The 15,639-nt window shown below is 33.6% G+C and carries 17 protein-coding genes; 2 read left to right on the plus strand and 15 right to left on the minus strand.

What is annotated here, in order from left to right:
- Positions 1 to 2: 2 nt before the first annotated feature.
- The 11 genes from BR77_RS18995 to BR77_RS05255 form a co-directional block, all read right to left on the minus strand.
- Complete coding sequence (locus BR77_RS18995; RefSeq protein WP_010053401.1) at positions 3 to 212, minus strand: hypothetical protein; 210 nt, start codon at positions 210 to 212, stop codon at positions 3 to 5.
- Positions 199 to 936, minus strand: coding sequence for a class I SAM-dependent DNA methyltransferase (locus BR77_RS05210; RefSeq protein WP_015075983.1), 738 nt, complete (start codon positions 934 to 936; stop codon positions 199 to 201). The genes BR77_RS18995 and BR77_RS05210 overlap by 14 nt, the downstream gene beginning before the upstream one ends.
- Positions 937 to 938: 2 nt before the next feature.
- A complete protein-coding gene (gene rsfS / locus BR77_RS05215; protein ID WP_015075982.1) occupies positions 939 to 1,298 on the minus strand; it encodes a ribosome silencing factor in 360 nt (119 codons plus the stop codon).
- An 11-nt stretch (positions 1,299 to 1,309) separates the two neighbouring features.
- Positions 1,310 to 1,837, minus strand: a complete 528-nt coding sequence (gene yqeK / locus BR77_RS05220) for a bis(5'-nucleosyl)-tetraphosphatase (symmetrical) YqeK (RefSeq protein ID WP_404815125.1) — start codon at positions 1,835 to 1,837, stop codon at positions 1,310 to 1,312.
- A gap of 67 nt (positions 1,838 to 1,904) precedes the next feature.
- On the minus strand, positions 1,905 to 2,537 hold the full coding sequence (locus BR77_RS05225; RefSeq protein ID WP_016356382.1) for a nicotinate-nucleotide adenylyltransferase: 633 nt from the start codon (positions 2,535 to 2,537) through the stop codon (positions 1,905 to 1,907).
- Between the two features lie 19 nt (positions 2,538 to 2,556).
- On the minus strand, positions 2,557 to 2,874 hold the full coding sequence (gene yhbY, locus BR77_RS05230; RefSeq protein WP_010053393.1) for a ribosome assembly RNA-binding protein YhbY: 318 nt from the start codon (positions 2,872 to 2,874) through the stop codon (positions 2,557 to 2,559).
- A 49-nt stretch (positions 2,875 to 2,923) separates the two neighbouring features.
- Positions 2,924 to 4,057 (minus strand): ribosome biogenesis GTPase YqeH, encoded by a 1,134-nt coding sequence (gene yqeH / locus BR77_RS05235; RefSeq protein WP_015075979.1) that lies wholly within the window; start codon positions 4,055 to 4,057, stop codon positions 2,924 to 2,926.
- Entirely contained in the window at positions 4,044 to 4,580 is a 537-nt protein-coding gene (locus BR77_RS05240) for a YqeG family HAD IIIA-type phosphatase (RefSeq protein ID WP_010053390.1), read from the minus strand. The genes yqeH and BR77_RS05240 overlap by 14 nt, the downstream gene beginning before the upstream one ends.
- A 294-nt stretch (positions 4,581 to 4,874) precedes the next feature.
- Entirely contained in the window at positions 4,875 to 5,456 is a 582-nt protein-coding gene (lepB, locus tag BR77_RS05245; protein ID WP_010053387.1) for a signal peptidase I, read from the minus strand.
- A 232-nt stretch (positions 5,457 to 5,688) separates the two neighbouring features.
- On the minus strand, positions 5,689 to 6,243 hold the full coding sequence (locus BR77_RS05250) for a hypothetical protein (RefSeq protein WP_010053386.1): 555 nt from the start codon (positions 6,241 to 6,243) through the stop codon (positions 5,689 to 5,691).
- An 87-nt stretch (positions 6,244 to 6,330) separates the two neighbouring features.
- On the minus strand, positions 6,331 to 6,852 hold the full coding sequence (locus tag BR77_RS05255) for a transcription repressor NadR (protein WP_015075977.1): 522 nt from the start codon (positions 6,850 to 6,852) through the stop codon (positions 6,331 to 6,333).
- 143 nt (positions 6,853 to 6,995) lie between these two features.
- Between BR77_RS05255 and BR77_RS05260 the strand changes: the two genes are divergently transcribed.
- Positions 6,996 to 7,577: a hypothetical protein gene (locus tag BR77_RS05260; RefSeq protein ID WP_015075976.1), complete on the plus strand. Its 582-nt coding sequence runs from the start codon at positions 6,996 to 6,998 to the stop codon at positions 7,575 to 7,577.
- A 34-nt stretch (positions 7,578 to 7,611) separates the two neighbouring features.
- On the opposite strand, the gene BR77_RS05265 is transcribed toward BR77_RS05260, so the two are convergent.
- From BR77_RS05265 to BR77_RS05280, 4 genes are all read right to left on the minus strand, one after another.
- Positions 7,612 to 9,300 carry a peptide ABC transporter substrate-binding protein gene (locus BR77_RS05265; RefSeq protein ID WP_010051870.1) on the minus strand — a complete coding sequence of 563 codons (1,689 nt, stop codon included), beginning with the start codon at positions 9,298 to 9,300 and terminating at the stop codon, positions 7,612 to 7,614.
- 449 nt (positions 9,301 to 9,749) lie between these two features.
- Positions 9,750 to 11,438 carry a peptide ABC transporter substrate-binding protein gene (locus BR77_RS05270; protein WP_010051868.1) on the minus strand — a complete coding sequence of 563 codons (1,689 nt, stop codon included), beginning with the start codon at positions 11,436 to 11,438 and terminating at the stop codon, positions 9,750 to 9,752.
- 363 nt (positions 11,439 to 11,801) lie between these two features.
- Positions 11,802 to 13,787 (minus strand): ABC transporter permease, encoded by a 1,986-nt coding sequence (locus BR77_RS05275; RefSeq protein WP_016356381.1) that lies wholly within the window; start codon positions 13,785 to 13,787, stop codon positions 11,802 to 11,804.
- On the minus strand, positions 13,774 to 14,541 hold the full coding sequence (locus BR77_RS05280) for an ABC transporter ATP-binding protein (RefSeq protein ID WP_010051865.1): 768 nt from the start codon (positions 14,539 to 14,541) through the stop codon (positions 13,774 to 13,776). Before BR77_RS05280 ends, BR77_RS05275 begins: the two co-directional genes overlap by 14 nt.
- A gap of 238 nt (positions 14,542 to 14,779) precedes the next feature.
- Between BR77_RS05280 and BR77_RS05285 the strand changes: the two genes are divergently transcribed.
- Positions 14,780 to 15,454, plus strand: a complete 675-nt coding sequence (locus BR77_RS05285) for a response regulator transcription factor (protein WP_015075972.1) — start codon at positions 14,780 to 14,782, stop codon at positions 15,452 to 15,454.
- The last annotated feature ends 185 nt before the right edge of the window (positions 15,455 to 15,639 follow it).

The following is a 15,639-nucleotide window of genomic DNA, read 5'->3' on the forward strand; positions in this document are numbered from 1 at the left end:
TTTTAATGAAGAAAAAGAGGCTGGGACAAAGTCCATAGCCTTTTAATTTCAACCTTACTAACACTATTTAATTTTTTAATCCAGCTTCTTTGGACCAAACCTTCGAAAAAAAGATGGAAGTTCGAGGTGGCAAAAAGCGCCACATCAAATTCCCCTATTTTTCTCCCGAGCCTAAACGACTCAACGAGCTTTTTATCTTTAATCTTTTTCACAGGTGAAGAACCATCTTGTGCTTTCTTTTGTAACAGCTGCTCTCCCAAAATCTGTGGTTACTTTTACACGACTGAAACCTGCTACTTTTAACATGGTTAGAAAGTCTTCAATTGGGTATGTTCGCTCGTAATGGCGTTCATCAAAGCGCTCATACAAAGATGTTTCTGCATTTAAAACGTAAAAGGTTAAGTCATGTTCAATGCTATGTGGGTTTTCACCTTCGTAGCTCGTCCATAAAAAACTGATTTCTTCGGATTGGTCATTATACATATAACCTGGAAAAATTTCGTCAATTTGGTACGTTGAATGGACATCAAATAGGAATATTCCACCATTTTCTAAAATTGAAAAAACTTCTTGGAAAACTTTTAAAACAGCTTCGTCATCTGGCATATAGCAAATTGAATCGGAAAAACAAGTCACCACTTTATAGTGACCTATCTCAGATAAATCAAGCATGTTGCCTTCCAATAAAGGTAGCTTTAGCCCTTTTTTCAGCGCGCGTTCATTCGCTAAACTTAACATGTTCTCTGATAAGTCTAAACCCGTTACATCAAATCCAGCTTCTTTCAATGTCACAGCTAAAGCACCTGTTCCGCAAGCTAATTCAAGAAGACTTTGTCCCTCGTTCTTGATTTCTTGTTGAACGAAGGATAGCCAGTCTTCATATAATGAATCATCCATAATTGCATCATAAACTTGAGCAAAAGTTTGATAACTCATAATTAGCTGACCATTTCACTAATATCAACTAGTGGAGCGTCACTCCATAATTTTTCTAAGTTGTAAAAAGCACGTTCTGAATAATGGAAGACATGAACAACTACATCACCTAAATCAATTAAAATCCATTTCGCTGAATCGCGTCCTTCAACTCGTTTCACTTCAACATGAGCTGCTTCTGCATTGTCAATCACTTCATTCATAATTGCTTCAACTTGTTTTTCACTATTTCCGTGCATAACGACAAAATAGTCTGCCAAGATTGAAATTGTACGTACATCTAAGGCCATAATATCCTCAGCACGCTTGTCGTCTCCTGCCTTTACGGCAATTTTTAATACTTCTTCGCTTGATAATGTCAAATTAGTTCCTCCTATGATTTAACAACCCAGCTATTGTAGGTTGCAATGGTTAATGGGCAAATCTTTGCATTTTTTTCAATTAGATACAGTAGCGTATGCTTCGTTTCAAAAGCAACAGCAGCATCGAGATCAGTGATAGCCAATTTTCTAGCTTCAGCAACACCTGGAAAATCTCTTCCTGGCTCAATATAATCTGCTACATAAATAATTTTTTCTAAAAGTGACATCTCGCTTGCTCCTACAGTATGATGACGAATGGCATTCAAAATATCTTCATCATCAATCCCAAGTTCCTTCTGAACAAGATAGGCTCCCACTGGCCCATGCCAAATTTCATTGCCATACTCTAGAAGCTCTAAAGGAAACCCTTCACGCTGAATAATTTCACGCATCTCATCTGAATCACGCTCTTTTGCATAGTCGTGAGTCAAGGCAGCAATACTCGCCGCTTCTAGACTAGCTCCGTAGCGACCAGCTAAAGCAATGGCCATTTCTTCTACACCTAAAACGTGTTTAAAACGGCGTTCACTCATTTGCATCTGAACACGTTCTAATAATGAAATTCGATCTAAACGAAAGTACTGATTTCCATAAACAATATCGGACTTAGTCATTTTGATACAACTCCTTTTCCTTAATATAAGCTAAGGTTTTATCAGGAATTAAATACTGAACTGAACAGCCATTTTTAATTTTTTTTCGTAATCCTGTTGAGCTGATTTCCATGGCTGGAACATCTACCCAGATAAGTGGATACGGACTACTATCGGCGTAATTAGGTCTTTTTACTGCTACAAATTGTACCATTTGAATCAACTCGTCAATTCGATACCATTTTGGCAAATAATCAACCATGTCACCACCAATAATAAAATAATAGTCAATTTCGGGATGAGCTTTTGTTAATTCTAGCATTGTATCAAAAGTATAACTAATACCACCACGTTGGATTTCACAACTTTCTAATCCAAATAAGGGATTGTCTTCAATCGCTTTTTCGACCATTGCAACTCGATGTTCAGCTGCAATAGCTTCTTTTTTATCAATGTGAGGCGGATTAGCATCTGGCATAAAATAAACTTTATCTAAGCCTAGTTGTTGGCAAACTTGGTCTGCAATCACTAAATGACCAATATGAGGTGGGTTAAATGTTCCACCAATAATGCCTACTCGAATTCGCTCTTCTGGTAATGATTCTACTTCAGTTAACACATTCGTTTGACTTTGCACATTAATCACCTAACCTCTTTACTACTATTTAACGGCTTGCTCGAGGCAATTCCGTTGAAATTCGTTGATATTTTTCTTGTGATGAAGGTTTGAATAAGACAATAACACGACCAATCACTTGCACAGCATTAACTTTTAAGGCTTTTTCTAAAGCAAGGGCAACATCATCTACTTCTTCATCTGTGTTTTGTAATAAACTAACTTTAATCAGCTCTCTTTTTTCAACAGCTTCGCCAATTTGTTTCACCATATCGTCATTTAATCCACCTTTACCAACTTGAAAAATAGGGGTTAAATGGTGCGCTTGGCTACGTAAAAATCTTTTTTGTTTTCCTGTTAACTTCATTTAATACTTCACTCCATCCACTTAGCTCAAACCAAGTAGTTATTTTCTTTTAAATTAATGATTTACGAATGACTACGTCCACACCTTTTGGTGCCCATCCAGCTACAACAGCTCCTGGTTCATTGACTGTTACCCACCCTAGACCAGCAAAAACAATATCGCTACGTTCTTTAACTGAGAATTCAAAACGGACAAGTTCTGGGAAATTATCAACCTCATCTTTACGAGGTGGTTGCAACATTTCACCAACATGATTTGCGTATAGTTCATCCGCTTTTTCTAACTTCGTACGGTGAATTTTCAAGTCATTAGAAGTATAACATGTAAATGAACGTCTGCCACCTTGAATATAATCAAAACGAGCCACACCACCAAAAAATAATGTTTGACCTTCGTTTAATTGATAGACCATTGGCTTAATCTCTTTTTTAGGAGCAATTAATTTCAAATCTTTATCACCTAGTACATGCGCCATTTGATGGCGATGAATGATCCCTGGTGTATCAATCAAGCTTTTTCCATCATCTAACGGGATTTCAATTCGATCTAAGGTTGTCCCTGGAAATTGAGAAGTCGTAATAACATCTGCAACTCCTGCTGTATTTTTTATGATTTGGTTGATTAATGTTGATTTCCCAACATTTGTTACACCCACAACAAATACATCACGACCTTCACGATATTTTTCAATGGTTTTTAGCAAATCATCCATTTCTTTAGGTTTCATTGCACTGGTTAAAATAACATCTTTAGGTCGTAAACCTTCTTCATGTGCACGCTCTCGCAACCATTGAGTCATTTTGCCACGTTTTAATGAATGTGGCAGCAAATCAACTTTATTTCCGACTAACAACACAGGGTTATTGCCAACAAAGCGATGCAAACCTGGAATCAAACTTCCATTGAAATCAAAAATATCAATGACATTTACAATCAAGGCGTCCTCTGCTCCGATTTCATTTAATAATCTCAAAAAATCATCATCGGTTAGTTGTACATCTTGAATCTCATTGTAATGGCGCAATCTAAAGCAACGTTGACAGTACACTTCACCATTTTCTAATCCTTTTTCAAGTGCTGAAACAGGTGTATAACCTAGTTCCCCTGGAGCATTTGTTTGAATAACTGCTCCACAGCCGATACAGCGGATTTCTTCATTTAAATCAACTTCATTCGTTGTCATCGATTGTTTTCCTCCAACTCATTTCAGGATGTTTTTTCCATAGATATTTCATAATACGACGTTCCATTGCACGATTAAATTTTGTATTCCAAGCATCTGATTCTACAACTGGCTTGACTAAAACATTTTGAATTCCAGCTGCATTTGCCCCACGAATATCTGTCATAATTTGATCACCAACCATTAAAATTTGGTCTTTAGGCAAATCAACTAATTTTTGAGCTTCTTTAAAACCTTTTGTTAATGGCTTCATTGCTCTTTGTACATATTTTAAACCTAATTGATTTACAACTCGCTCAATTCGTACTGCTTTGTTATTTGAAATCACGACAACTGGGATCCCAGCATTTTTCATTTCTTCAATCCAAAGTAACAATTCTTCTGTACCGTCAGGGTTGTTCCAAGCAATTAGCGTATTATCTAAATCTGTTAATACAGCTTTAAAATTGCGTTTTTTTAATTGTTCTGGTGTAATTTGATAAATGGCTTCGACCATCCACGTTGGTTTGAATTTAGTAAACATAAGCTCTCCTTAACATTAAAATAGGAGCACTAATCAATCAGCACTCCACCGCTTTTCTTATTCGCTTTATTATACGCTACTTTCAAGGAAATTTCACCTATTTAATTTATTTCCTATGATTTGTCAAACTATTTTTAATGAAAAAAGATGGAATAAGTTACAGAAGTCTACGATAAAATTTCCAAATCAAGTTGTGTATGATGAAAAGCGGCTTGATTATTCAGTTGGTTTTTTTCTTTTTTAAATCAAAAAAATTAGAGTGCTATTCTATTTGAATAACAATCTAATTTTTAGTTATTGATCAATTCGACCAAATGTTTTGATAGGCCAGATGCGATAATCAGCCACACCTTGAATATCATCAGCTTTAATGTAGCCAATCATTCGGCTATCTTTTGAATTTTGTCGGTTATCACCTAACACAAGGTATTCTCCTTCAGGAACAACTTCATCACCCGTGATTTGTTCTAAAGTAAAATCATTTGTTAAAAGAGTTCTTTCAGGTAACTGAGCTTTATACTCATCAAGATAGGGTTCTTCATAGGCTTTACCGTTGATTTCTAGGACATCATTTTTATAAGAAATACTGTCTCCAGGTAAACCAATTACCCGTTTCACATAATTCTGACTCGGATCATCTGGAGCAGGGAAAGTAACAATCGAAAATCGTTTGACCTTTTCCATTTTCAAGAGCAAAATTCTGTCACTGTTAGCTAACGTCGGACTCATTGACTCTCCTTTAACAATAACCGGTGAAAAAATGAATGTTCGTAATAATAAAACCACTGTTAATGCCACAGCTAAAGTTATCAGAGTACTAAAAAGCTCTCTTATAAATCCTCGAGAATTTGATTTCCCATTCATTTTTTTGCTCATAACTAACTAAACCCCTTTAAATTAAAATCATACTGACAAAATTATTATACCAAATTAATCGTAAGGAGATAGCTTTATTATTTTTTATTTTTGCTTAGTTAGTTGAAAAAAGTGGATATATTTTGATTCCATAAATTAACTATTCCCTATATGGCAGTGTTTATATAGTCTGTTTTAAGTTTAGTTCTATTTCTATCCTTGTTAAAAATACATTAATTTAGTAAATTCTTAATTATTTATTTGTTAATGGACTTCTTCTTGCGGTTAATCCTCGCCAAATAATGTAACTTAAAGCAAAATCAATCATGCTATGAACAACCGAACCCACTCCGACAAGCAGGATTATCGATTGCATAAACCCTTGACTATAGAATGTGCCGGCCGCATTTCCCGTAAAATAAAATACAGCTACAACAGCGACTTCTGCTGCTCCATGAATAATACCTATTCCAAGTGAAAAAATTTGAGATTTAACAGGCGATTTCAAAATAGTTGGGTATTTCTTTAAAATTAATGCACCTACTAAAGCAAATAGCACATGAGACAACGCTCGCATTACAATAATAATTGGAAAACCACCAATAAAAAATCCAAAAGTAGTTCCTAATGCAACTGCCACCGCAACTGAAGGTGAGATAAACATGGCAATAAAAATAGCAACATGACTTCCTAGTGTAAAGGAAACAGGCTCCATCATAAATCTCACCGGACTAAACATCGGGATTAGAATCCCTACTGCAATTAATAACGCCGAAATCGTCAGGCGCTGAACTTTCCCTGTCTTCAAATAACCACTCCACATAAATGAATTTACACATGTCTTGACACATATATAAATTCATTATAGCGTTATCCATTCAGATGTCAAGACACCTTATTCGTTTTGATATAAAATACCCAATTTAGTCAACTCTGCTTTTATTTTTAAAAATGTTTTTTTGTCTTTACAAGCAATTGTATGCAAATGAATTCCATTTGTTAAATGAGATAGTGGTAAAGCTTGATTCTCTGACATTTTAACAAAAAAATCATCCACTTCACTTCGAGATCTGATTGTTAATTGTCCAATCAATTCACCATATAAGGCATGCTCGACAATAACATTCACAATCTCTCCACCATAATCTACAATCGTATAAAGTTCTTCTCTCATTTCTTTTTCAGTATGTTGGCAAGCAATTTGCCCGATAAACCGCTCTTCAATACTCGCTTTAGGAATAATATATCCACGAGGTGTGGCAAGGATATCCATTCCTTCTGCTCTTAACAAAGCGACATCTCCAACAATAATTTGACGACTCACATTTAATTCTTTAGCTAATTGAGACGCGCTTATTGCTTGACTACTTTTAGTTAAAGAAACCACTATGGCTTCTCTTCTCTCTATGGCTTTCATCTCACTCAGTCCTTTTTTAGTTTATATAAGTATTATACAACATAGCTTAAATGAAAACAGAAAAGATTCATTTAACCACATCTATTTTGCCTCTTTTTTTTAATTTTGGTATACTAACTTTGACACAAGAAAAGAGGCATTTTATGAAAATAACTTATACACTTTCTAAAAACGATTATCTGGCTACACAAGAATTTATACTTGACTACTCCAAACAGTTTAAAAAACAGCTTCGGATGCAACGAAATTTGATTCTTGGCATTTTTTTTATTACCTTGGCCCTTTTACTTCAGCTAACTGCAAAATCAGGTTGGCAATTGACTTGGGTTACAACTTTTTTAACGATTTTAGCTCTTGCTCTTTTCGTCAGTTTATTTTTCTTAAAGAAAATGACTAAAAAAATGGTTTTACGCAAGTTAGAGAATAATGGAGACATGCATCCAGAATTATTTACTTTAACACGAAAAATCGAATTAGGAAATAAACAAATTAAAACACGTATGGGTACAAATCCACCGACAACTGCCCAATGGTCAATGGTTCAAAAAGTGATTATTAAGCCTGATTTTATTTTATATTTTATCAATGATAGTCAAGCTAACTTACTTTACTGTCCTTCAATGAACTTATCCAACACTGACTATGAGGAATTAAAACAATTTATTTATAGCCATTTACCTGATGAGCGTATTAATGAAATAAAAGAAAAAGCTTCAGAAAAATGAGTTTCATTTTCCTGAAGCTTTTTTATTTTAGAGTTTAATGTTTTTCAACATAAGCCCATTTGTACGAATACTCAGGTCCAACAATTTGGCGAGCAAGGTCTTTAATATACGGTTTTTGTAACACAGCATTGTAGCGTTGATACATTGGACCAATACCAGCTGTTTTCATCAAGATTTTTTCAGCTTCTAACATTTGATCCCAACGTTTTTCTGGATCGGCTAAACTAGTAGTTCCAATTTCAGTTAATAATTGATCATATTCAGCATTAGAATAATGTGAACGATTATTACTGTTATCTGTTCCAAATAATTCTAAATAATTAATTGGATCTGGATAATCTGCACCCCAACCAGCAACTTGGATATCGTAATCCATTTGGTTATTTAATTGAACACGAACTTTAAATGGTACATTTTTCAATTTAATCGTTAAACCAGGTAAGTTTTCTTGAAGTTGGTTTTGCATAAATTCTAACGAACGTTTTGCATTTTCTGTATCATCCGATAACATCTCTAAAGTAACTTTGTCGGTACCAATTTCTTTCAAACCTTTTTCCCAAAGTTTTTTCGCTTCTTTTTGATTATATGATAATAAGTTTCCATTTTCTTTACGGAAATCTTCCCCATTTTCTGGGTCTTTAGCTAGGCCTTCTGGTACTAACCCATCTGCTGGGATAGAGCCATTTTGTAAAACAGTATCTGAATAAGCTTGTTTATCAAATGCCATTGAGATAGCTTTACGGATATTTTCATTTGCTAAAGCTGTATCTTTATCGCCACGTTTTTGGTTGTATTTCAAGTAGAAAACAGATGACGTTGGAATACTAATTAAATCTGGATCGCCATCACGCGTTTGAACATACTCTCCTGAAAGCTTCATTTGATCAATATCTCCTGAATCATACAAGTTTAAGGCTGTTCCGGTTTCTTTTACAACGTCAACATTAATTCGGTCTAACTTAACTGCTTTTTTATCCCAATAACTGTCATTCTTTTTATAAGACCAGCTTAAGCCTGTTCCATCCCAGTCTGTTAACTCAAATGGACCATTATAAACTAAGTTTTCACTATTTTTAGCAAAATCTTCGCCTTTTTCAGTTACATATTTTTCATTTTGTGGCATATACATTGTTAAACTTAATAAATCTTTAAAATAAGGAACTGCTGCAGCTAATTTCACTTCTAAGGTCGTAGCATCAATTGCTTTAATCCCTAAATCAGTGACAGGTTTTTCCCCTTTTGAAATTTCACTTGCATTTTCAATAATACCAGACATCATGTATGAGTATTGAGCTGCTGTTTCTGGATTAACTACTCTTTGCCAAGCGAACACAAAATCGTTGGCTGTTACAGCATCTCCATTTGACCATGTTGCATCTTCTCTAAGCTTAAATGTATAAGTTAAACCATCTTCACTAACTGTTGGTTCTTCTTTCGCCATTCCTAAAACATTTTCTCCGTCTAACCCTTTACGGTATAAACCTTCAAAAACATTATTCATAACAATTGAACCTACCGCATCTGTGTTTAAAACTGAGTCCATTGTTGGAATTTCAGCTGATTCAATTAAATTTAATTCTTGTTTTTCTGCTAACTCACCACTATTAGCTGTTTTAGAGCCCGAATCTGTGCTTGAGTTATCTTTGTTTCCTCCACAAGCAGCTAAAACAATCGTTGAAAACAATGCTAAACTAGCTAATCCAATTACTTTACTTTTTTTCAAAAAAAAACCTCCCATAGTTGATTCTGTATGCTCTTTTTTAAATAGTTTTTACCAAACTAATTAATTGAAGTTTATCATTGAATTTAAAAGCTATCAATTTGATTCTATCATTTTCTAATCTATGTCTCATATGTCTCTAAATTTTTTAATGGGATTCTCTTTTTTGTGAATTCAAGTTATTTTAAAACAGAAAAAAGTTCGTTGAGTGTTAAAATCTGTTAGAAAAAAGAAATACAGCTATGTGTTTCTATTTTCTAAGTTGCTAAAGCAAAAAGAACCATAATAGACCAATAGTTTGGGATTATTCCGGTCGATGTATACTGTGCTTCTAGAAAAGGAACACAGTCCATCTTAGATGGATGTGTATCATGTTTTTAAGTTGCTAAAGCAACTAGAACCATGACAAAAAAACTAGGAAAAGCCGGTTAGGCCTTTCCTAGTTTAGTTCTTTATTTATCTTCTAAATAGGTCCATTTGTAAGAGTAATCTGCTCCAACTAAGTGGTAACCGATATCTTTAACAGTTGGTTTTTCTAAAACTGCCCAATAACGTTGATAGATTGGTGCAATTGCTCCGTTATCAAAGAGAACTTTTTCAGCTTCTAACATTTGTTCCCAACGTTTTTCTGGATCAGTTAAACTTGTTGTTGAAATTTCTTTTAATAAACTATCATATTTCTCATTAGAGAAACCTGATTTATTGTTTCCATTTCCAGTTTCAAACAATTCTAAGAAGTTAATTGGATCAGAGAAATCTGCACCCCAACCAGATAATTGAATATCGTAATCTTGTTTATCATTGTTATCAATACGAACTTTAAATGGTACGTTTCTAAGAGTAATTTTCAGTCCATCTAAGTTTTCTTCTAATTGACCTTGCATAAATTCAGAAGAACGTTTTGCATTTTCTGTATCATCTGAAAGGAATTCTAAATCTAATTTATCTACACCTAGTTCTTTCAGACCTTTTTTCCAAAATTCTTGTGCTTTTTTAGCATCATATTTTGATAAATCGCCATTTTCTTTACGGAAGTCTTTATCGTTTTTAGGATCTTTTGCAAGTCCAGCTGGTACTAAACCATTAGCCGGTACAGAACCGTTTTGTAAAACAGTATCTGCGTATGCTTGCTTATCAAACGCCATTGAAAGAGCTTTACGAATATTTTCGTTTGCTAATGGTGTTGCTTTTCCGTTACGCTCTTGGTTAAATTTCAAGAAGAATACTGAAGAAGTTGGGAATTTTTTCAAATCTGGATCATCTTGTCTTGTTTGAACATATTCACCAGTTAAAACCATACGGTCAATTTGACCATCATCATATAAGTTTAATGCAGTTGATGTTTCTTTAACTACATCGACATTGATTTTATCTAATTTTACAGTGTCTTTATCCCAGTACGTATCATTTTTATCATATTCCCAAGATAAACCAGTTCCGTCCCAAGCAGCTAATTTAAATGGTCCGTTATAAACCAATGCATCACTATTTGATGCATATTTTTCGCCTTGTTCAGTTACAAATTTTTCATTTTGTGGGTAATACATTGCTAATGATAATAGTCCTTTAAAGTATGGAACTGCACGTTCTAATTGAATTTCTAGTGTTTTATCATCAACAGCTTTAACACCTAATTCATCAGGTTGTTTTTCTCCTGCAATTACAGCAGAAGCATTTGCAATAACACCATCCATCATGTAGCTATATGGTGCTGCTGTTGTTGGGTCTACTAAACGACGCCAAGAGAAAACAAAATCACCGGCAGTAACAGGATCTCCGTTTGACCATTTTGCATCATCGCGGATTTTGAAAGTATAAGTTAATTTATCATCACTAATTTTTGGCTCTTCTGCTGCCATTCCTAAAACAGGATTGTTATCTAAGTCTTGACGGTATAAACCTTCAAAAACGTTATTCATAACAATTGAACCAACAGTATCTGTATTCATAACTGAATCCATTGTTGGAATTTCCGCACTTTCAATTAAGTTTAGCTCTTGTTTTTTTGCCATTTTACCTGAGCTGTCTTTTGAAGCTGAGTCACTTGCCTTATCAGAGCCACTACCGCCTCCACAAGCTGCAAGAACTATCGTTGAAGTTAAAGCAATTCCTAATAAACTAACTAATTTACCTTTTTTCATTTTCATTCCTCCGACTTCATAACCTTCTTAAAAGGTTCACTTTTTTTTAAACTAAGTAGTTGCCTTTTCACAACTTCTTTTTAACATATTATCACCTAATTTTAATAATTTCAACATATAAGTTTATTTTTTTAATCTTTTTTTAACACGAATAATAAAATACCGTAGTTCTTTTTGGTGTAAATGTTATTAAATAGCGATTTACTAATTTTATTTTTTTTGTCACAATTATAAAATTAAATGATAAACTAAGAAGAAAATTAAACTACTTATTAAATAATCCTAGAAAATTTAACACTATTATTTAACAAATACAAAAAAATAAAGGGAACTTTTTTGGAAAAGCTCCCTTTATTACAAACATTACACTTTGCGATTAACAATTCTTATATAGGCTCTGGCTGTAAACAAATAAAATATACTATAAATCAATATGAAACAGGCACTAGCAACGTACCCTAACCATAGATCTGTATTGAGTAAGACTTTAGACATTGCATGGATTGCCACATAAGTATGCAATGATCCTATTATAATTGGAAATGCAAAAACAAAAGCCGTTTGTCGATAGATTGATTTTTGAATTTCTTTGGAACTGACTCCAATTTTCTTTAAGATACGATAATGGTGCAACTCTTCTTCAGCTTCGGATAGTTGTTTTAACATAATAATACTGCCAGTCGCAAACATAAATACCAATCCTAAGAAAATAGCAACATACATAATTGAACCCACTGACGAATAGACCGTTGCTTCATAAGGCTGTCTCAAAACGAAAAGATCTCGTGGGGTAAAGAAAACATCCTCCTCTTTCGAGTCAAGAAAGACACTTTTATTGTAGGACTCTAATCTATCGGCAAGTGTTTTATTAAGAGCTTGGCTGTCTGCATAATTGCTCAGCATTATGCCACGTCTAGTAAAAGTTGCAACAGGATTTTTTATCTTTTTATACAATTCATCTGTAACAACCAGAACGTCTCCATTGACAGCCCTAGTACCAAAAGGAATATGATCATCAAAACCTTGAATCGTCACATCTATGGATTGATTCTTTAGCTGAATTTTTTTTTGAATAGGATTATCAAAAATAGTTGAAAGAAAATATTGGCTAATTAAAAATCCCGAGGATGAATCCTTTAAGTTGATTTTTTTTCCATAATTTGAGACTCCAACTATTTTATTATAGTCAGATTCGCTAATAACGCTATAAAAATTAGCAGTTTCTTTTTTTGATTGTTCAAATTTGCCACTAATTACTTTAAATTCACCCGTTGCTTCCTCACTAATTTTAAACTTCGGAAACTCATTTAATGTATCTTCTATTATTTTTTTTACTTTTGTATTACTTGCTTCATAATGAATATCAAAGGATGTCGTTAAATCAATTGTTCCTTCCGTAAATGTATAAAGAGCTGCTGCCCCGCCAACTGCACATAAGGTTGTAGCACTTAGAACAGCGATAGTTGCAAGTGTGTTAGCATTTCTTTTTAAGCGAAACAAAAGGCTACTAACCATTAATAAATTTAAACCTCTATAGTATAACTTTTTTTGTCGTTGGCTAAATTTGATTAAAATAACTAAAAAAGCATTAAAAAATAAATAAGTTCCAACTACAGTATTAATGACAATACTTAAAACAATGCCTAAAAAAATATACGAACTAGAAAATCCTAGTATTGAAATTAAATTTAGTGCCGTCCAATAACCTAAACCAATTAAAAAAATACCTAATAAGCCTCTTATTAGTGTAAAAACAGTCGCTTTAGGAATTTGATTTCCAACACCGCTTGCTTTAAACAAGTCAATGATCTTATAGCGATAAACCAAGCTAGCGTTTTGAATTGCAACAATAACAAAAATAAAGAGAAAAACAAGACAGGTTTGACTAATGGCTGCAGACGAGAAATTAAAATGAAAATCGATTTTTAAACGCATCACAGCTAATAGAATCATAGCAAATAGTTTCGATAATAAACTACCTAATAAAATCCCTATCAATAAAGCTCCAGCACCCAGAATTAGGTTTTCTAAAAAAAATAGTTGGGCTATTTGCCACTTTCTCATACCTAATAAATTATACAAGCCAATCTCTTTTTTACGTTTTTTAATAAAAAAAGCATTGGAATAAAACATAAATAAAACCACAAATATCAGAATCATCACACTGCTGACTTGTAACAATGTATCAACTTTAATACTATTCTCTGCAACTTTTTTTAAAATTGGACTGTAAGCCATCAAAATAAATGTAAAATACACCATTATTGAAAAAGACATCGAGACAAAGTACACAAAATAATCTCGGAATTGTGTTTTCATATTTTTAAAAGCTAGCTTAGATAAGGTCATGGCTAATGCCTCCACCAATAGTTGCCTGCATTTCAATTATTTTTTGGAAGAATTGCTTTCTAGTTCCATTACGGACAATTTCAGCAAATAAAAGACCATCCTTAATAAATAAAATCCGACTACAGTAACTTGCTGAAAAAGCATCGTGTGTAACCATTAAAATAGTTGTCTCTTCCAAACGATTAATCTCTGATAAGTACTGTAATAATTCTGTGGCAGCTTTTGAATCTAGTGCTCCTGTAGGCTCATCAGCAAAAATTAACTTAGGTTGTGTAATAATTGCTCTTCCCGCTGCTACCCGTTGTTTTTGCCCAATAGATATTTCAGCTGGATATTTCTCTAGCAATTCCTCAATCCCCAAAATTTTTGCAACTTTCACGACTTGTTCTTCCATAATAGTGACCTTTTGTTTATCTAATGCCAGTGGCAGTAAGATATTTTCTTTAACTGTCAGGGAATCCATCAAATTAAAATCCTGGAAAATAAAGCCTAATTCATGACGTCTAAACTGACTCAAACGACTCTCTTTCATCAGTGTAACATCTGTCCCATCAATTTTCACATGCCCCGTTGTTGGACGATCAATTGTCGACATAATATTTAATAAAGTCGATTTACCTGCCCCACTTGGGCCCATAATCCCTATAAATTCACCTTTTTCAATATCAAAACTAATATTTTCTAAAGCGATATACACATTTCCTTTTTTGCCATATGTTTTTTTAAGTTGGTTCACTTCGACAATTTTTTTCATCATTTCACTCCTTTTTCTTTAAGAGTCTTATGCTATCAGTGTACCAATAAAATTCAAATCCTAAAAGTTAATTCCCTTACATTTCTTTAAAAATTCTTACACTTTTGTCATGAAAGAAAACTTAATTAGGATTATCTAAAATTTAAAGGAGATAGTTGCATCTTTTCGCTCCTTTGTTTAACATAGTAGTAAGAGAACTTATTTGATAGATAGAGATAGAAAGAAACGGGGAATAGACATGTTTAAAATAATGATTGTGGAAGATGATGAAACGATTCGCGAAAGTGTTTCTGATAGCTTGCTAAAATGGGATTTTGATTGTTTTTCTACGACCAATTTTGCCAATACTTTAACTGACTTCATCGAAGAAAAACCCCATTTGGTTCTACTAGATATAAATTTACCTGTTTTTGATGGGTTTTATTGGTGTCAAAAAATTAGAGAGATTTCAAATGTACCAATTTTATTTATTTCCAGTCGTAGTACAAATATGGATATGGTTATGGCCATGAATATGGGTGGCGATGACTTTATTAATAAACCCTTTTCAATCGAAGTTTTGATTGCTAAAATCAATGCCGTTTTGCGTAGAACGTATAATTATGCTGACCAAGCAACAGATGCTATCCAACACAACAACGTTATTTTAAACTTACAAGATGGCTCAGCAACTGTTAACGATACACATATCGACTTGAGTAAAAATGAATATAAATTATTACACTTATTAATGAAAAATCATGGAAAAATTATTAGTCGTGAAAAGCTTTTACGCGGTTTATGGGATGACGAACGCTATGTGGATGATAATACGTTAACGGTTAATATTAATCGATTGCGTAAAAAAATTGATCAAGCTGGAGCAGTTGGTTATATAGAAACAAAAATTGGCCAAGGCTATATCATTCCTTAATTAAGCTAGTCCTTCGGAAAAAAGATAAATGGTAAAAATGACAAAAAGCGTCATTCCTCCCATTTCCTATTTTTCTGCCAGGCCTAAACGGCTCCACAAACTTTTAATTTGGCTAGTTCTTATGAACCAGTCCTTCGGAAAAAAGATAAATGGTAAAAATGACAAAAAGCGTCATTCCTCCCATT

The sequence above is a fragment of the Carnobacterium maltaromaticum DSM 20342 genome (genome assembly GCF_000744945.1).
Lineage (GTDB): Bacteria > Bacillota > Bacilli > Lactobacillales > Carnobacteriaceae > Carnobacterium > Carnobacterium maltaromaticum.